Here is an 18,650-nt window from a genome sequence, read left to right on the forward strand (position 1 = left end):
TGGTGATCTGCCCATTCGGGTGACGGTCCCTTTTGCGCTCACGCAGGATCAGAGATCCTTTGTCCTTTCCTTGTGGGTCAGGCGGGATTTGGACAAGCCAAACGCTACCTTCCGTAAGGGGGAAGGCGCGGCCTCCCCCCTCGGACAAGACAAATAGACAATACCGTGTCCTCGCGCGCCTGCGCTGCGGGCCGCACCACTCTTGTCGATTGGTCCTGTCTCGCCCCTCTCCGCGTTCGCCACGGGGCAGGTTTTAGAGACGACGCCCTTTCAGGGCTCGGCTCAAAACCAGCACCAAAGGGGATCAACCCCAGAGGTCGCACCACAAAAGGAGAGACGGTTTTGGACATTGAAAAGACAAAAGACATCGACACTGACACCAGCCTGCAGGCGGCAGAGATTGCGACCCAGAATGACCTATTTCGGAAAGCGCTGATCGATCCGACTGCGGCAATCGAGATGCATTCTAAGGGAATTCAGGGTCAGGTATTTGTCACGCCCGGCGTGTCAGGTGAAGGGATGGAGTTCCAGACTGCAGCTTTGGCAGCGGTGGCGTCGGATGACCAGTTTGACGAGGGCAATGACCCCTATGGCGATCACACCTTTGGGGCGGTGACAGTCCGTGACCAGAAGCTGTTCTGGAAGATCGATCTTTACGACACGGACTACACGTATGGGTCCGACCGGCCGTTTGACACGTCAGTGACGCGCCGCGTTCTGACCATCATGTGCCCCAGCGAATACTGATCTCAATCCCAAACCGGAAAGGAGGTGAACACCATGAGCAATGAAATCTTGCAGCAACGTATCGCAGAAGCGTGGGCGCTAATCAGGAAGGGCGACAATTTCCACATCGCGCGCCGCTTCCTGATCCAACACGCAGCCATCTAAACGGCTCCGCTCTACCCCGGAAGGGGTAGGGCACCCTTAACACGATCTCAAACACTCAAACAAGGATTTGCCCCATGAGCAAAGTCGAAACATTCACCGCACCGGAAACCATCGAAACCGTATCCCTGTCCGATCTCTACCTGTCTGACATCAACCCACGACAGGAGGTTGGTGAGGAAGGTATTGCACTTCTGGCCGACAGTTTGGTTATGTGTGGCTTGATCCAGAACCTCAGCGGGTTGCGCGATACCGATGGCAAAGTCGCAATCGTTGCCGGTGGTCGCCGCCTACGGGCTCTGAACATCGCCGTGACTGAGCGCGCTGATCTGGCACAGGTTCCCGTTAAGGTCACGGACAATCCCTTCGTGGCTGAGCAATGGGCCAATGCGGAGAACACCGCCCGTGAAGAACTGGACCCTGTGGACGAGGTCCGTGCTTATGGCAAAATGGCCGAGAAATCTCTGTCTATTGCCAAGATCAGCAATGCGTTTGGCGTGACCGAATCCCATGTGCGCCGCCGCCTCGCGCTTGCCAGTCTGCCCGCCGCCGTTCTGGATGCGCTCAAAGCCGGTGAGATCAGCATGGGGCTGGCCAAGGCCATGACCGTCAGCACCGAAGAAGAGAAAATTCTGGAGGTTCTGGAACGGGCCAAAGAATGTCGGTGGTTCAGTGAGCATGATGTCAAACAGGCACTGACGTCGGAGGCTGTTAGCAGCACTAGCCGCAAGGCCGTATTTGTCGGGCAGAAGGCTTATGTTGAGGCGGGCGGCACCGTCACCGCTGATCTGTTTGCCGATGAAACCCTATTCAATGAAGGCGCGTTACTGGATCGTCTGTTTGCCGAGAAACTGGCGGTAGAAGCGGAAAAACTGCGCGACGCGGAAGGCTGGGACTGGGTGGACACCCATGAGGAAAGCTACATTCCCTATGGGTTCTCGGGTACGAAAGACATGCACCGTTTGGACATGGTGAGCCGGGACTTCACCGAAGGACAGGCCGAACGGTATGACGAACTTGCCGAACTCTATGAGGGTGAGGCTCTGGACGCGGATGGTGAAAAGGAGCTGGCCGCGCTTGAGGACTATACGGCGCCGTTCTATTCTGACGCGCAGCGCAAGCTGTCCGGCGTGTTTGTCTATGTCACCAACAATGGCGAGATCAAAACATCCCCGGCCTATGTCGCGGCGGAACATGTTCAGGCTGCCATTGAGGCTGGTGTTCTGGCCCCGGTCAAAGAACCGGAGATCAAGGAAGAACCAAAACCAGTTTATTCGCAGAAGTTCATCGACGACATGGTGGCGATCCGGCTGGCAGCGGTTCAAACGGCCCTGCTGGACAAGCCTGATTATGTGTTGAGCCTGTTTGCTTTCTTTGCCACCCCGGCCTCCGGTCTGAGCAGCAATCTGTTTGGGTTTGGCTATGGTGGTGCCGAGCGGAACACACCCGAGATCGATGACCAGTTCATCCTCGACCCGCGTCTTGGCGGAGAACGGGATGAAGCGGCACAGGCAGCCTATGACCAGTTCCACGAGATTGCCGCACAAGGCAGCGTGGAAGCGTTCAAAGCGTTTCGCGATCTGGGCAAGAAGACCCGCAATGGTGAGATCACGGGTTTTCTGGCCCGGCGGTTTCTGACCCAACGCCCGGAGTTCATGGCGGAGATCGAGGCTGAGATCGAGGCTGACATGCGCGCGATCTGGACCCCTTCGGCTGAAAACTGCTTCAAGCGTCTGAAAGGCTGGCAGCTGGATGATCTCTACAAAGACCTGCTGGACCTGCACATCGACGCCGACATGTTCAAAGCCTTCGCGAAATCCAAAAAGGGTGCCAAGAACGAGGCGCTGCACAAGCTCTTCAATGATCCAGAGCATCAAAAGGCACTGGGCGTGACCGAGGCACTGAAAGCCCGGATCGATGCATGGGTGCCGGATTGCTTCTGAAACTGGCAGGGCAGGGCGCAACGCGCCCTGCTTTTCAGCAATGATTTTTGATTTTAGTTCAATGGTATAGGTTGTTTTGACTTGAAAGGTTGTAGCCTGTAGGCTACATATAGGTATGATAGAAATTCGTAAGACGGACCTGTTCGACAAGTGGCTCAAGGGCCTGAAGGACCAAAGGGCGAGAGCCAGGATCTTGGTTCGCATCACGCGGTTGAGCCTGGGCAATCCCGGTGATGTGAAACCGGTTGGTGAAGGTGTGAGTGAACTGCGTATCTCCGAAGGGAAGGGGTATCGCGTTTACTATGTGTCGCGCGGTGACGTTTTGATCGTTTTGCTGTGCGGGGGAGACAAGTCATCCCAGCAAGCCGACATCAAAACCGCCAAGGCGATGGCAAGAGAGTTGGAGTGAAAAACATGGGTGTCAAAACAACGAAGTTTGAAGCGGCTGACTATCTGGACAGCCCGGAAGCCATTCAAGCCTATCTTGAAGCGGCTTTTGAAACCAGCGACACGGCGCTGATCGCGTCGGCACTTGGCGATGTTGCCAAGGCCAAAGGTATGTCGAGTGTGGCCGACAAATCTGGTCTGTCTCGGGAAAGCCTCTACCGCGCACTTAGCGAAAATGGCAATCCCGAGTTTGGCACGGTGCTGAAAGTGCTGAGCGCTGTGGGTGTGACGCTCACCCCGAAAATGCACGTGAATTAACCCACTTTAAAGGCTATCCACCATGTCCACCGATGCAGCTCCGTCTACGGTTGAAAAAGCCGCCCGCCGCGTCTGGAAATCCGCGCAGATGTTCGTCGGGTTTCATACAGACCAGAAGGGCAAGCCGCGCACACAGCCGAAGCTCTGGCCGCCAAAAAACGGGAGCGCGTCGATCCATGGTGATCCCAGCGCGCAGGAGGCCATCGTGGTCGTCAAAGCCGCTGATCCGGACGAGGTACAGGACGTGCAGATCAAGCTGCACCCAAACCGCATTGTTGTGCGCCGCGATGCAGATGCCTGGTGGCAGGGTGTCGCTGTAGATGAGCATACCGTGACGGTCCGAATGGCCGACAACACGATCATCGAAATCCGCCATGACGGATCGGTGAAGCGGCGCTCGGCAGAGGACGAAACCCATGTTGAAGCAGATGGCAGCATCTTCAAGTTCACGGAATTTGCCGAGGCGCATATGACGGGTGACGGGGTGGAAATGACCCGCCGCACAGAGGATCGCATTGCCACGATCACAGCTGACGGTGTTGTCGATCGCGCGCGCAAGCGTTAGCCTGTAAAGAATACCTCCAGATTTTCCTTTGGTTAAACTCGTGGCCCGCTTCGGTGGGCCTTTTTCTTGGCGTACTCATCACTGTATCTGCCCGTGCGCCGGTCTCGCCCCGCGACAGCGCTTGAGAGAGTTCTTGCGGATTACCGGGGCGTCCTACCGAACCCGCCAATCCAAATTGAGTCCGGCTGTTTACCTGATCCGCACAAGCACGGACCAGGGCCGGACCGTCCGGTCTTTGGCCTCCGCCAGTTGGATAGGGCGGTTTGCACCGTCCGTCATTCTTCATCCTTTGCGACGACGGTCATACCGACCCAGAAGGGCAACCCCCAACTTAGAACTGAGCGCCGCGCCTGTGTCGGATCGAGGTGATGTTGCCGCCATCAAAGACATCGTTTTGTTCAGATGTTCCGCGCGCAGCGATCCCAGAAAGCCTTGCCTTTCACCAGGTCTGACAGTTTCAAGTACGTTGCCGGAGAAGATCCTCGGCTGCGGTGTTTCTGAAGGGATGAACATAAGCGGGCAGTCGGGGAAGACGCGCGGCGCCCGGGCCGGGCGCCGCGCTTCAACAAGGAATGTCCCCTGCGCCTGCGGCGCATTCCGCGCGGATCAAATTCCCTGCTGACATCCCCTTGATGCCCGCTTTTCCCTTGTTCATCGAAACACGCCATAGCGAGGATCAAACAATGGCAACTCAAACTCTGAAACTGAGCGTCAAGACCGGTGAAAAAGAAGGCAAGACATTCTGGGATCGATGCGGGGTGCTCTTCGTCAATACCGATGAGACCGGCACCATCACCTCGATCCAGGTCAAGCACAGCATGTTCCCTGGCGTTGAGATGGTGGCCTTCCCGAAGCGCACCGATGACGATCCCGTCACCGAATGACGGGAGGGCAGGGCGGCGCAAGCCGCCCTTTCTTCTGCTCCGGCCGCAGGCCGGACCACATATGCGCCACAGGTGGCGCGCGGTCCTAAGACCGGGCAGGGGTGCCGACCTGCCCCAATGCGGCAGCAGACAACCCTGCCACACCCGCCGCGAAAGCGGCGGGACATTGAGCGCGCTGAGGCGCGCGGAAAATGCCATACTGACCTTGAACGTGCCGGTATGTGACGGGCGCTGTTCGGGCAGCTCCCGCTTTGCGTGATTGCCCTGCGCCGGTCCACCGGCACCCACGCCTGCTGGCTGGAAAAGGGGCAGGACCCTTTTCCCGGCGTGGAGATTGCCTCCAAGAGCAAAACTGTTCCGGGGGCAATTTGAGAAAATACGGATTTCTAAAATCACCCCCGGTTTCCTCTTGGAGAGTATGACAGGATAAGGTAGTTGTGTTACAAGTCATAAAAACAACCAGAGGTATACATTGAGCAAGCCCGGCGACACCACTGTCTTTTCCGTTCGATTGCCGTCAGATGCGTTGGTGCGTTTGGAGGAGGCCGTGCAGTCGCTTGGGGCCAAGAGCCGCAACCAGATCATCCAACGACTGATCTATCGTCTGATCGGGTATCTCGATCCTGACCCGGCCGTTGTCGATCTCTGGCAGACGCACTTGCGGCAGGTTCAGGGTGGATACACCAACCTCAATCAGCTCGCAAAATCGGCCAAACGCGGTTCGGTGATCTGGACCGATGACGACCGGCGCGATGTCGAAAACCTCCATCGTGCGATCATCCAGCACCGGCAAGACCTGAAGGCGCTGATCACCGCGGCCCGCCGAAACCGAGAGCCAGACTCCGCCATTCGCCGAATCTTGCGCGACGATGAGAGGACATCTGAAGCATGAACGTCGCGGCTCACAATTTGACGGCAGGGGACTTTCTGGAGCTAGCCTTCCGGGAAGCGCAGAAGGGTATCGATCGGTCCAAGCAGATCAGCCAGCAGCTGCAAACCGCCAAGCGCATGAAGTTCATGATCTCGCGGGCCTCATCCATCAAGGCGCGGCTTGGTGCTGTGGTTGGAAAGCCCGAGGCGGTTGTGAAACACGTCCGCAAAGGTGGGGTGAAAAAAGCGCATGAGCTGCGCCGCCAGATCAATTACCTGACCGTCAGGGCAGAGGGCGTGTTGGACATCCGCGACAATGGTGTGACCCCGCTCGATGCCGATCAGGTGAGTGATCTGATCGAGACCTGGGCCGAGGATTTCAACGGGAAAACCAACTATGGTTATACCCGTCACATGATCGTTTCTTTTCCCGAAGGCACCTATCCGGATGCCGCGCATGAGGCCGGTTTGGACTTCGCGGATCGCCTGTTTGGGAGCGGTGATTTTGGCGATACCTGGGACTATCTGACCGTGTTCCACAACGACACTGACAACCCCCATGTCCACATCGTTGTGAATAACCGAGGCGTGGAACATGGGCAGTGGTTGGCTATGGGTATGAGCAGCGACATGAACATCGACGTTCAGCGCTCTATCCAGGTTGAGGTTGCCGAAGGATACGGAATTGAGCTGACCGCAACGACCCGCCTTGAGCGCGGTTTGCGGCAGGAAGTTGAGACCGACACGTGGAAGGTTCAGGCCGGACTGTCTGTTGTTGAAAGCACTCCGGAGGTTGAAGTTACGGCCCGCGACATGGCCGGTGATGTGATGACACTCTCCATCGCAAGAATGTCGGATCTGTTTGATGAGCGCGCCAACGCTGTCAAAGACCGGATCGAAGAGTTTGCCATCCAACTCGTTGAAAGTGAGGAACCTATGGTATCGAGAATGGAACATCTGCTGGATCAAGCCCATCATTTTGATGATTACGGCGAGCCAGGAGACCCGTCTTATGTGTCGCCCGAAGTCATGAGCAACTTGCGGCGACACATCGAATTAGGCGGTTCTGAGGAAACAATCGCACCCGAGCTGAAGGCTCAGGTTGTTGCCCATATCAGCGACGTTCGGGACAACGAACAGAGCCATCCGTATCTGTCTGCCCTTGCTGATATTGTCGATGACAAGGCGTTCCAGTCGTCCGCTGATTATGCCCCGGCAGCACGCCGGTACGAGGTCTATATACAGGACACCTTGGGCAAGGGGGCCTATGAGGACTTCCAGACTCAGACCAAAGAATTGCTGCAATCCATCGACAAGATGGAAGGGCTGGCCCGTGAGGTTGACGACCCTCATCTGCGTGTCGCTATGGATATTCAAATTGGCGAGTTGAAGGGCGACGTTGCGGACCTGCGCACCAACGATCCGGACCTTCAAGCCTTCATCATCGAGGACCGCCGCTATTCAACGATGATGGGAATGGGCACTGCCGAAATGGATGTCTTGGATTATTCAGAGGCCGGCAAGTGGGCAGCGATCCGCAAAGAAGTCACCGACACGGCCAGCAGCTACGGCCTCGATGGCGAGGCGTTCGTTGCCCGCTTTGGCGATCATCAGAACGTCACCCTGGGTACAACAATGGGATGGCGCAGCGACGACATTTCGACCGCCGCGGCCCACTTCCAGGCGCAAGGATTACCCGACAGCCACGACCGCGCTGAGGCCGTTGTTGACGAGCTGCACCAGCTTGCGTCTTCCAGGATCATCGCAATCTCAGAAGAACTTTCAGACGTTCACGCCCACGCAACGCACCCGCTCTTGCAGGGGCGCGGTGACGATGACGGGCACAGCTTGTAAGGACTTTAACCGGTCTGCCTGATGCGCGCGCCAACGCCCCAGGCAGACCCATCACAGAGTTTTCCATCAACTCGCAAAGGAAAAACTATGGTTTCGCGTACAGACTATCTTTTGAACGAAGTCGAACACTTCGCACCCTATTCCAGATTTGATCAATCCGCCCCGCGTGAAGATCGCGTTTCAGAGCAGATCGACATCATCAGGAAAGAACAGCAGGCGATGGGCTTTGATCGTGCAGCCATCGCCTCAAACAGCTTCGACATCGAGGACCAGGCCAACCGCCGTGTTGACGAACATACTGCGCAACAAGATCTGGTCGAAGAATTCAAAATCGAATTTGAAGCTGCGGAGCGGTCAGGGGAGCCGGTTGATCTGAACGATATGCAGGCTTTGGTTTCTCAGCACATGAGTGATGCTCAGGAATACGATCTGTATCACCCTTACTATTCGTCCCTTGCGGATCTGAGTGGTGACAAGGATTTTCAGGAGTCCGACGACTACCAGTCGCCCGGTGATCGCTATGTTCAGTATATGCAATCCGCTTTGGGGGAGGCCATCTTTGAGAACTACGAGCAGCAGACCAAGGACATCGTGAACTCCATCGAGAACATGGAGGCTCTTGCACGAGAGGTCGAAGATCCACACTTGCGTGCCGCAATGGACGTTCAGATCGGGGAGTTGAAAGGCGATGTTGCCGAACTGCGCCCATATGACACCGACCTGCAGGCATACACTTTGGCTGATGACAGCTACACCACATCCATGAATGCGGCCGAGTTGGACAACCTGGACCCCACGGAAGCCGAAAAATGGCTGGCTGTGCGTGATGACATTGTGGCGACCGCGCACAGCTTCGGTCTCGACGGAAGCAAGTTCCTGGCCCGCTACAACGATCATGACAGCGTTTCAATCGGCACAACGGCGACTTGGAAAGACGCGGACATTTCCACCGCTGCCGCCCATTTCAACAGCCAAGGCGTTCCGGACAGCTACGAGCGCGCGGAGGCCGTTGTTGGTGAGCTGCACCAAGTTTCATCCAGCAAGATTGCCGCCGTGGTGCAAGAGATTGCCCATACCCGCGAACAGGCTACCCACGTCCATGAGTATGATGGACACAGTCTTTAACCACGGAGGACATGATAGATGATTGTTCGCGCCGGTGAATGTGTTGCCGGGAACAGCGAGACCACCGGGTTGGAGTAATGTGGGGTCTGTTCCGATTGGGACGGACTCTTGTCCTTGGACATTCCGGGCATTCGCTGCACCACGTTTGAATAGGCAAGAAGCGGACGAAACGGCCATTCGCCGCAAGTTTGCCAACGACCGCTTTTGGGGAAGCCAGTCGAAGGCGGCGGTATATGATCAACAATGGTGCCGAAACTTGGTGAGACAAAGGCTCATTCTTGAAGGGTTTTGGGCCACGTCAAACTCATCCGTTTTCTACGGACATACAACTCCCGTATGAATTGTGCGTCACAACAGCACCCAATCCCCAGAAGTTTGACCTAGATTGGCTCAGTGTTACGTTCAAGGTGATAAACTCGAAATCACTGGATCAAGAAGGTACGAAACGACATGTTGATACGCAAGCTGTGCAATCTGATATTGTTTCTGCCGTTCTTTGCTGTTCCTGCATTTGCTCAGGACACCATCGAAAACTATATCCGCGAGTATCCCAACCAGGAACAGGTGCGCATGATGCAGCGCTGGCTCGAAACCAACGAGCCGGGCAGCTTTCAGTTCACGGGACTCGTCGATCCCACCGATGACACGGTGATCACGCCCCAGGCGACGGTAAATTACGGCTATAACTGGTTCAGCCTGTCCGAAGGCCCGGCGATCATCCACACGCCGCAATACGACCGCTACTTCTCGGTGTCGATTTTCGACATGAAGCACAACATACCGGGCGTCATCGTGAACCCGGATTTGCCGATCCTGCTGTACCGACCCGGGCAATCCCTGCCCGAGGGCAACTTCCACAAATTGGCTCTCGAAACCGACCAAGGGCTTGCCTTTAGCCGCATGGTCGTCGTCGACAATCTTGACGAGGTCATGGCGCTGAGCAGCGAGATTGTGATGGAAGGCGGCCAGGGTGACATGGACCGCGACGTGCAGCGATTTTCGCCTGAAACCGAGGCGGCGGCACTGACGCTCATCGAAACAGCGGTGCCGCTTGTAGATACCGACAAGATATTCGGGTCGGTTTCAGGCGATGTGGGCGAGATTCACGCTGCGGTCGGCGTGTTCCAAGGACAGCTTGGCACGCCGTCCAACGTGGTGAGGTACGGCCTGCTTGCGTTTGACGAAAACAGCCAGCCGTTCAACGGTGAAGACACCTACGATCTGACAGTCCCTGCAAACATCGTCGAAGAAGGCGGCTATTTCTCCGTTACGGTCTATGCGTCCGCCAACAAACTGCTGATCCCCAACGACAAGGGCATCTATGATCAAACCAGCTATACAGCCGAGCCGAATGAAGACGGCACCTATACCGTAACGCTCAGCCCGTCCGGCGAGGGGCTGAACGGCATTCCGACCGGAACGCCATTTTATGGCGTCCTTCGCGCCTATGTTCCCGTTCCCGGCGCTGACTTGACAGTCGAGGTTGAAACAAAATGAAAAGCGCATCCAGCAAGTTCCACAAGATTACAGCCGCCTTGTTGTGCAGCACTCTGATCGTACCGACGGTGCTAGCGGATATCCCGGACATAGACAGTTCCGGCTGGTCCACAGATCCGAACGATTACGGGATGAGCGCCGCCGAATACATCAACGCAGATAGCCGGGCGTTTTTCGCGAACTTCATGGGCCGCTCTGGCATAAACCAATTCTTTCACTTCACGAACCTGTCTACCGCCGACGACCGCTGGGTCGTTTCGCCAAATAACGACACGATCTATTCGATTGCAATCGTTAACGCGCGACAGGGGTTTACGCTGGATGTGCCAGATGTGGGCGACCGGTTTCTATCGATCCAGATCATTACGGAAGACCACATGACGCCGTTCTACCTGTACGGGGACGGCCAATACACGTTTTCGTCCGAGGATTTCGAGACCGATTTCGTTGCCGTTGGCATTCGGACCGGAACGGATGCTACGGCAGATGATGTGCGTGTTGTGACAGAAGAACTTCAGCCACAATATGTAATCTCTGGCGCCGCACCAGAGAATGATCTGCCGAGCTTTGACGCGGAGGTGCTTGAAAGGGTGCGCGCCGCCCTGCTGGCTGAGTATTCCAAGCTGCCTTCATCGTTCGGTGCGATGCAGAAGCGGGTCGCCGATGTTGAGGACTGGGAGTATTTCACCTATGTGACGGCAGGCGCCTGGGGTTTGTCAGCGGACGAAAACGCAATGTACGCTATCGGTGGTCCTGAAAACGCTGTGGGAGGCGCTTGCTACACTGCAACTTTCCCGAAAGTGCCAGTCGATGCATTCTTTTCCATCACGGTATATGGGCCGCAGAAATACTTGATGTCGGACACGGATAGCATCGTCAGCTCAAACCAGGGCGTTGTCAGCAACGACGACGGCTCGTTTGACGTTGCATTCGGTGGCGAGGACTGTCGCGCACTTGCTCCCAACTTCGCCTTCACACCCGAAGACGGTTGGAACCTGCTGCTTCGGGCATATCGACCGGATGTCGAAGAATTTCGAGCCTACCGTGTTCCGGAAATTGTTCCGGCGAATTAGACCAACATAGCTCGGTGGGCACAGCTAATACAGGGAGGCATTTAGAGTGAGCGGCTTGGACATTTTTGCGTGGGTCGTGCTTGTCATACTGATCCTCACAGCCATCGTAGGATTTGTGATCCTGGCAATGTTACCGGGGAAAATCGCGAAGCAACGCGAGCATCCCCAAGCAGATGCGATCAATGTCGCTGGCTGGGTGGGAGCGATTACTTTTGGCATATTTTGGCCGCTTGCATTGATTTGGGCATTCACAAAGTCGCCGCTGCAAACAATAACGAATTCAGCAACCGAAGCTGAAACCAGTGCTCGGTCGAAAGGCGCGTCATGATTGTCTTCCTGACCCTCATATATGTTGCTGTCCTTTTCATTCTTGTAAAACTCAAGGTTCTTCCAAACTCCAAGGCGACGTGGCTTTCCACCATTGGGTGGATGGTTATCCTGCTCATCTTCCTTTTCATTCCCATGCAGTGGGGTGCACCCTCCGGACCGGTCAAGGTTCTAACCAGAGCAGTTTCAATCGTGCCTAACGTTGCTGGCGAGGTTGTCGAGGTCGTGGCAGAACCGAATGTTCCGATGCAAGAGGGTGACGTGTTGTTCCGTATTGATCCGGAACCCTTCGAAATTGCGGTTGAACGAGCGCAAGCAACTGTTTCACGTGTCGAGGCACAAATTCGGCAGGACCGTGAGAACCTTGCGTCCGCCGAGGCGCAACTGCGTCAGGCAATTGCGCAAAGAGACTTGGCTCAATCACGCTTTGAGGATGATAGTAGGCTTGTCGAAAGCGGGGCTATTTCGGAAAATCGGCTTGAAACCCGTCAATCCAATCTCGAAGCGGCACAAGGCTCAGTTGATCAAGCACAGGCGGCCGTGTCTCGGGCACAGGTCGAACTCGATGCCCTCACACCGGATGGCGTTGTCGCTAAGCTTGCGGAGGCGCAAGCGGCGCTTGATCAGGCGCAGTGGAATCTGCAAGAGACAATTGTCCGTGCTCCTTCGGAAGGCTTTGTGAACAACCTTGCCATCACAGAAGGTCAAAGAGTGGTATCGTTCCCGTTTTCGCCCGCGGGAGTGTTCGTTGACACTGCTGAAAAAGCCTTGGTCGTTCAGGTACATCAGATCTACCTCCGCCATCTTCGGCCAGGTCAACCTGCTGAAATTGCCTTCAAGATCAGACCGGGAGAGCTGGTAACCGGCACGGTGGATACGATCTTCGATATTTCTTCACAGGGACAAGCTCAAGTCAGCGGAACTGTCTTTCAGGCTGGGGAGATCGTAAGCGAGCCCTTCATCGTTACCATTATTCCGGACGACCCTGATGTACTGGCATCGATTCCTCCGGGCGCAGCCGGTTTGGCGGCGATGTACACTGATTCAGCAGCGGCAACGCACGTGATCCGCAAAGTAATTGTCAGGATGAATTCGATCCTGAATTACATCAGACCAGGACTGTAGGCGCACGGACGCCACTCGAAATTAGTACATTCGCTAGGTGTTTTCGGCAGAACCAGAAATATTTTAGCCATGCTTAGCCCGTCATTAGGGCTGTAGAAACATCTCAAATTCATGCTAGCGCGATAGTTGACCTGTGTAGCAACCAGGAACCGACTCGATTTGCCGCTGGCATAGCCAAAATCCCCGATCAGAGATCCACTTTTTGCATAGGTCTTATCGAGAAGTGCTTTGTATGTTGCAAAGCAAGAGACTTTGAGGACCGACCCCTAGCGCTAAAGTGGAAGCGGACATCGGTACAAGCTGCAGCATTTGTCACTTTGGGCTCGTAGTCGCCTTTCGCTGCCTCCGGTGTATATGACTGGAGGCAGCCCAAACCGGACTTTCATTACTGAGCTTTGCAAAGGCGGCTTTGAGTATAATTCCATTCTTTCGCATAAACCACTGCAATGCCCGCAACCGGCCCAACCGAGCGTTTTCGGCTAAGAGTTCATTGCAAAATATTCAATCGAGTTTCTTACCTAGGTTTGGTGAGAAATATGCTGGTTGCAGGGTTCAGATCGTCATTCGGATCCGTCAGAATACCAGCCGGGAATGACACCGAGATAGGTCGATCCTTTGTATCAAGGCAGAGCATGTGGTTATTGTCTCCGTCGCCCAGATCTGCGAGCGCCGCGGGTGTCACTATGCGTTGTGATCCATCCTCGGCCACTACAGTAATACTGTACAGATCACGTTCCACGTCACCGGGTTCTTTGCCATTGGCCAGCGTAACCCCGCCCGCCCAAGTGACCCTAATTGCTTGTACGATGTTGTCACTTGGACAAAGGCTTCCTCTAGTGCGACGTGGCCCCAAGTTTCCGACCAAAGTCCAATCCTCAACAACCTCGGCAAAGATCATTGAGGGCCCGTCTTCCAGCGGAGTCACGGCTACAGTGGCACCTCGAAAATCAAGTGTCCCTTCGATGGAATGAAGGTGCCCAATAACCTCGACTGTAACGGGGGGATCCTCGGCAACGTTCCCAAAGTCTCCGATGAGAAGCACCGTGCGCAATTCACCAGGATCGGTAGCGGGCAACACTGACGCGCAATGCATTGTTCCGATCTGGCCTGACTTTGTTACAACTCTGAAGTCACCTGCCTGCATAGTTTCCAGATCTACCTCGGTTGCAAAAATTACAGGCATCCCGTCTTTGCCCCTGGAACCTCTGCAAATGAGATTTGCTACACGGGGCAACGCCTCGAGCCCGTGGAAAGCGGAAAGCAACTCGGCATCTTGTCCTCCAGCTGAACTCGGCAATCCGAGGTTTGGGGTTGTATCTTCAAGTTCTCGACTTGAAACGTCCTGCGCGCATAAAGCCGTTCCCGACAAGACAATCGCAGTGGCAAGTGCAAGCAATCTGATCGCTTGGCTCCATTTCCTAAACTGCTTCAGCAATTAGGTTTTTCTCCATATACGGTCCGCGGTACTGCGGGCTTTCGAGCTGTTACGTGTTGGAGTTTTACAAACACACGCAAACAAGTTTGGTCTAACTTGCTACTATGCGGTCGCCAACAACGCATCGGAAAGCTCGTATTCCGAAAGGGCCCCTGGTGCACCTATTGCAACAAGCCTTGTTTCAGGTTTTCGGTGGCCCCATGCGCCATCCCTTGCGATGTCCATGCGCTTTCCGACAACCTGTACAAGAATGCGATGATCCGGATCCTCTTCACTGAATACAAAGCCCTTAAGGCGATAAACATCACCCGGAAGCTTTCGAATTGCACTCCGAAGAGAAGACAAGCTTATCGGGCGCTTAGCTTTCATCATAGTTGTAGAGAAGCTGTTCGAGTGATCAGAGTGGTGGCAACCACAATCGGGCCCATGTTCATGATGATCGGGTATTTCTGTTTCGAGCTGTTCGGCGGCAAAGCGACCAACTGAAAGAAGTATATCCAATGGGACATCTGCGTTGACGGCTTCGACCAGACGATATCGACGGAAGCGAGACCCGAGCCAATCGTGCACCCTTTGAACAGCCGCCCTGTCGACGAGGTCGACCTTGTTCAAAATAACCATGTCCGAGAACGCGATTTGACGGAGCTTCAGTTCCATTTGTTCCGGCGCAGAAAATAGTTGTTCCGCATCGACCAGGCACATAAGGCTGTCCAAGCGGATCATGTCCCGAAACTTCTGATCGGTAAATGTCATCGCAATTGATGACGGGTCCGACACTCCGCTTGCTTCAAGGACGATGTATTCCGGTTTCTCAGGCCGGGCGAGAACGGCTTCTACCGTTTCGATCAGGTCATCTCGGATCGAGCAGCACACGCAGCCATTTGCTAAACTCATTACATCATCTTCGAGACCGACTACCAAGTCAGCATCGACATTGATGGATCCAAAGTCGTTGACCAGAACTGCAACCCGCAACCCGTGATTGCCTGTTAGGATCCGGTTCAAAAGTGTTGTCTTACCGGCCCCAAGAAAGCCGGTAAGGATCGTGACAGGGATTGCGGATGTCGAACCGAACTCGATCATATCATTGCTCCGCCTTCTTCTTGCGGTTCGGGATGACGTCATCGACCTTGATTACGAAATCACTTGGCCACTCGGGATCGGGGGCTCGGAATACGTCAGCTGGATAGTATTCCTTGGGATCAATCTCCATGTCGCGGTATTTCTGGTCCTGCTGTTCGGCGCGTGATGACCGCGGTGCTGGCGGCTTGATTTCATCCGGCAACGTGATCTTGCCTTCTGCTTCCATCTTGCCCAATTCGCGGAATGGCGCGACCGAACCAGATTTTCCGGGAAGTGTCGCCTTCCGATACCAGATTGCGTCTTTGGTGACGTTGACGACGGCGACGTCCAAACCCCAAGCGAACAGCCCATCGTAGTGGGCACGGATTCCCGCCAGCATTTCGGCATCGATGTCCTCGTCTTGCGTATAGTGGGTTACCATTGCAAGCCGCGGGCGCGCCTCAGCCATCATCTTACCGACCGCATAGTGCGATGTATGATGCGTATCGATTGTGTAGTTGAACAGCTCTTGCGGCAGACCGTATTTGTAGGTCATCAACTGACCGATATCCTGACCGGACATTTCGGTTACAAAGACGTCGACGCCTTTTCCGTATTCAAGACTCAGTTCGTCAGGGCGGCCGTCACCGGTCCAAACGAAGCTCAGGCCATTCCAATCGAGCCTATAGCCAACAGCACCATCTTTGGCGTGGCTACGAGGCCAGGACCGAACAGTCACACCATCTTCGTCATAGACGATGCCACCTTCTTGGCGGAAATCGAATTCGTTAACTTCGATCTCGTAGCCGTCCCCAATCGGGAATACATCAAAGGCCTCTAGATGCCACTTCAGCATCTGTTGCATACCCTTAACCATTCCCGCTGTTCCAAGCTCTGGTGTGCGACCAGAAGGGCCGTGAATGCGCAGCGGTGTGTAGCCACCGGACCAGGCCCGGAACGGGTAGATGTAAGGGATGTCGGCATAGTGATCGACATGCAGGTGCGTGATGAAGATATCATTGATCAACTGACCCGGAACCTGCATCCCGATGATATTGCGAACACAACCTGACCCGAAGTCGAAGAAGAACCTCTTTCCGTTACCCAGCTCGACCATGATGCACGTTCCAGCCTGATCTTCGCGGGGCGGAAATGGCGTCGAACCACAGAACGATATCCGCATTTCGTCAGGCCCGAGGTCCTCGGACAGCGGGAAGTAATTCGCGTTCGAACCTGTCATGTATTTTGTGGGACGGAAGTACTCCGGCAGAGTGATGCCCCCGGCAGGTCGACCGCCGTACGGGTTCTTTAGGCTTTCCCCTAGTGGTCCATCACCGGGGTGCGCCTGTGCAGCTCCTGTACCGTAGCTGACGGCACCGGTTGCGACCGCACCTGCTGCCAGTCCCTGCATAACGTGTCGCCGGGAAGGGTTTTCGATGTCGTCAGGTTGCTGGTTCTGTTCGTTCTTAAGTTCTTTGCCGTTGTCTTCTTTTGTCATGGCTATGCCCTTAGTTGGAAATGCTGCGAGGAGCGCGCTTCACCATCCGGCGAAGCTCGTTTACGAGTTCAGATCTGATGTGGGCCCATTCCGCGCGCTCTGAGGCTGTGATCGATGTGTCATCCAACAGCGTAGTAACTTTCTTTAGGTCTTCGATTGCCTCGCTGAGCAACGCATCCGTTTCGATACGCCCTGAAAGCGCATCGGAAAGCTCAGGAAGTTCGTCACACAATTCCCAAGTCACTGGATTATCCCCGGTTCCCACTATCTATTCTGACATCAAGATGAGTGCGGTTGACGACATGCGCCAAGTGAGTCACCGTGAGTTGGGGGTGAGTTTGCTTTGAACCAAGCCAATGAATTGCCGATAGATCAAGATGTTGCACCGCCTTCTCCGGAGCTTGTTCGACGGGCACTTCAGAGCGTTGTTTCCAGCGTCGCATTCCAGGCTTCACCTCGACTCCAGCAATTTCTTACTTACGTGGTCGAAGAAACTCTCGCGGGTCGCGGCGCCCAGATTCGTGGCAAAGCAATCGCGGTCGAAGTCTACGGTCGGAGCATTGATGGTACTGGTGGTCGGAATCTTGTCCGCGTCGAAGCCAGACGGCTGCGTCGACTGCTACATGAGTTTTACGAAGATCAATGGGACGGTGAGGGAGTTCGAATTTTTGTTGATTCCGGCGGATACAAGCCACGGTTTTCGCAAGGAAGGACGACAGGAGACGACAACTCAAGAGTTCACGACAGCGATGTGCTTGGCGGGCATCGGTGTCTACGGCAACTGCTGCCAATGGGACTGGGTTGCTTGGTGTTGATTGCGGTGATTGGCATTTGGTTAAATCGGGATACCAAGGTGGTTTTGCCGACAGCTCAATCCATCGAACAGGCTGAGCGAACTGCTCTTGGTGAGCAGTCTTTGACAAGGCTTCAGGCGGCTAACCTTGCGGATCAAGCCAGAGGCATGTTTTTTCCTGTTTTCGATGTCAAGCGCCAGCAAATAGCACTGGGAATGTTTCAGCATGCAACGGAGCTAGATCCCGCACTCTCCGATGGTTATGCCGGATCGGCACAGGTCCTGGCGACTTTGGCCATGCTGTCCCCTGATAAAGCACAAAGAGATGACCTCTTTTTCCAAGCTTCGGAGATGTCGGGAAAAGCACTTGATCTATCTCCAGCCGATGCCTGGGCAAACGGAGCAAATGGTTGGGTACTGGCCACCCAAAATAACCCAGTTGAGGCTATGAAATACGCAAGAATGTCCGCTGAACTTGCGCCTAAGGATGGTCATATTCTGGATCTTGTCGGCATCACCGCCATCATGGCGGGCGCCCCAGATCTCGCGGCTGAGGTTAGCGATCCAGTAAGACTAAGGTCAGGATCGGGCCGCTTTGGCGCACGAAACATTTGGGGTGTATCGCAACTGATGCTCGGAAATTACGAAGGCGTTGTGGACGCCTTTAAAGGAGCGCCCGCAGCCGGTGCGCCTGTAAGTGCTCCTTCTCTCCTGTTCCAAGCCGTTGCGCAGGATCAGTTGGGACATACCGAAGAAGCTCAGCGACTTATTTCCGAAATGCGCAAAACGTGGCCGGAGTTTCCATCTGAGTTTCTTGCCGGCAGGATTTTCCACAATGATGACGCAACGCGGCAAGCGATACTGGATACGCTGAGTAGGTACTGATGAAACGCATCGCATAGCTGCCGATGAACAGTTTTCTAGTTCCTGTCGTTGATGTCATATTCAAAATGGCAATGCTTCGTTGAACTCGAATTATTGGTTTTGGTCGCTACGCTTTCCAGCT

The 18,650-nt window shown here is 54.9% G+C and carries 18 protein-coding genes; 14 read left to right on the top strand and 4 right to left on the bottom strand.

Going from position 1 to position 18,650, the window contains the following annotated elements:
* The first annotated feature begins 342 nt into the window (after nucleotides 1-342).
* The 13 genes from ACR0AC_RS18325 to ACR0AC_RS18385 all read left to right on the top strand — a co-directional run bounded on the left by ACR0AC_RS18325 (nucleotide 343) and on the right by ACR0AC_RS18385 (nucleotide 12,856).
* Nucleotides 343-747, top strand: coding sequence for a DUF3768 domain-containing protein (locus ACR0AC_RS18325; RefSeq protein ID WP_152460664.1), 405 nt, complete (start codon nucleotides 343-345; stop codon nucleotides 745-747).
* A 218-nt stretch (nucleotides 748-965) separates the two neighbouring features.
* Nucleotides 966-2,831, top strand: coding sequence for a ParB/RepB/Spo0J family partition protein (locus ACR0AC_RS18330; RefSeq protein WP_480875320.1), 1,866 nt, complete (start codon nucleotides 966-968; stop codon nucleotides 2,829-2,831).
* Between the two features lie 115 nt (nucleotides 2,832-2,946).
* Nucleotides 2,947-3,240: a type II toxin-antitoxin system RelE/ParE family toxin gene (locus ACR0AC_RS18335; protein WP_170417791.1), complete on the top strand. Its 294-nt coding sequence runs from the start codon at nucleotides 2,947-2,949 to the stop codon at nucleotides 3,238-3,240.
* 5 nt (nucleotides 3,241-3,245) lie between these two features.
* On the top strand, nucleotides 3,246-3,536 hold the full coding sequence (locus ACR0AC_RS18340; protein WP_152460667.1) for an addiction module antidote protein: 291 nt from the start codon (nucleotides 3,246-3,248) through the stop codon (nucleotides 3,534-3,536).
* A 22-nt stretch (nucleotides 3,537-3,558) separates the two neighbouring features.
* Entirely contained in the window at nucleotides 3,559-4,101 is a 543-nt protein-coding gene (locus tag ACR0AC_RS18345; RefSeq protein ID WP_170417788.1) for a hypothetical protein, read from the top strand.
* Between the two features lie 683 nt (nucleotides 4,102-4,784).
* A complete protein-coding gene (locus tag ACR0AC_RS18350) occupies nucleotides 4,785-4,985 on the top strand; it encodes a hypothetical protein (protein ID WP_170417785.1) in 201 nt (66 codons plus the stop codon).
* Between the two features lie 472 nt (nucleotides 4,986-5,457).
* Nucleotides 5,458-5,877, top strand: coding sequence for a hypothetical protein (locus tag ACR0AC_RS18355; RefSeq protein WP_170417782.1), 420 nt, complete (start codon nucleotides 5,458-5,460; stop codon nucleotides 5,875-5,877).
* On the top strand, nucleotides 5,874-7,709 hold the full coding sequence (locus ACR0AC_RS18360; RefSeq protein WP_170417779.1) for a relaxase/mobilization nuclease domain-containing protein: 1,836 nt from the start codon (nucleotides 5,874-5,876) through the stop codon (nucleotides 7,707-7,709). The genes ACR0AC_RS18355 and ACR0AC_RS18360 overlap by 4 nt, the downstream gene beginning before the upstream one ends.
* An 87-nt stretch (nucleotides 7,710-7,796) precedes the next feature.
* Nucleotides 7,797-8,834, top strand: coding sequence for a hypothetical protein (locus ACR0AC_RS18365; protein WP_170417776.1), 1,038 nt, complete (start codon nucleotides 7,797-7,799; stop codon nucleotides 8,832-8,834).
* Between the two features lie 450 nt (nucleotides 8,835-9,284).
* Nucleotides 9,285-10,331 carry a DUF1214 domain-containing protein gene (locus ACR0AC_RS18370; RefSeq protein WP_480875323.1) on the top strand — a complete coding sequence of 349 codons (1,047 nt, stop codon included), beginning with the start codon at nucleotides 9,285-9,287 and terminating at the stop codon, nucleotides 10,329-10,331.
* On the top strand, nucleotides 10,328-11,404 hold the full coding sequence (locus ACR0AC_RS18375) for a DUF1254 domain-containing protein (RefSeq protein ID WP_170452295.1): 1,077 nt from the start codon (nucleotides 10,328-10,330) through the stop codon (nucleotides 11,402-11,404). Before ACR0AC_RS18370 ends, ACR0AC_RS18375 begins: the two co-directional genes overlap by 4 nt.
* Nucleotides 11,405-11,450: 46 nt before the next feature.
* Nucleotides 11,451-11,732 (top strand): DUF3302 domain-containing protein, encoded by a 282-nt coding sequence (locus ACR0AC_RS18380; RefSeq protein WP_170452293.1) that lies wholly within the window; start codon nucleotides 11,451-11,453, stop codon nucleotides 11,730-11,732.
* On the top strand, nucleotides 11,729-12,856 hold the full coding sequence (locus ACR0AC_RS18385) for an HlyD family secretion protein (protein ID WP_170452290.1): 1,128 nt from the start codon (nucleotides 11,729-11,731) through the stop codon (nucleotides 12,854-12,856). Before ACR0AC_RS18380 ends, ACR0AC_RS18385 begins: the two co-directional genes overlap by 4 nt.
* A gap of 514 nt (nucleotides 12,857-13,370) precedes the next feature.
* Here ACR0AC_RS18385 and ACR0AC_RS18390 read toward each other — a convergent pair.
* From ACR0AC_RS18390 to ACR0AC_RS18405, 4 genes are all read right to left on the bottom strand, one after another.
* Entirely contained in the window at nucleotides 13,371-14,291 is a 921-nt protein-coding gene (locus ACR0AC_RS18390; RefSeq protein WP_480781841.1) for a hypothetical protein, read from the bottom strand.
* A gap of 102 nt (nucleotides 14,292-14,393) precedes the next feature.
* Nucleotides 14,394-15,374: a CobW family GTP-binding protein gene (locus ACR0AC_RS18395; RefSeq protein WP_480781842.1), complete on the bottom strand. Its 981-nt coding sequence runs from the start codon at nucleotides 15,372-15,374 to the stop codon at nucleotides 14,394-14,396.
* A 1-nt stretch (nucleotide 15,375) separates the two neighbouring features.
* Nucleotides 15,376-16,851 (bottom strand): guanitoxin biosynthesis MBL fold metallo-hydrolase GntH, encoded by a 1,476-nt coding sequence (gntH, locus tag ACR0AC_RS18400; protein ID WP_480875327.1) that lies wholly within the window; start codon nucleotides 16,849-16,851, stop codon nucleotides 15,376-15,378.
* Between the two features lie 10 nt (nucleotides 16,852-16,861).
* A complete protein-coding gene (locus ACR0AC_RS18405; RefSeq protein WP_480781844.1) occupies nucleotides 16,862-17,095 on the bottom strand; it encodes a hypothetical protein in 234 nt (77 codons plus the stop codon).
* A gap of 99 nt (nucleotides 17,096-17,194) precedes the next feature.
* Between ACR0AC_RS18405 and ACR0AC_RS18410 the strand changes: the two genes are divergently transcribed.
* Entirely contained in the window at nucleotides 17,195-18,529 is a 1,335-nt protein-coding gene (locus ACR0AC_RS18410) for a hypothetical protein (RefSeq protein WP_480875330.1), read from the top strand.
* Nucleotides 18,530-18,650: the final 121 nt, after the last annotated feature.

It is taken from the genome of Ruegeria sp. H7 (assembly GCF_056532945.1).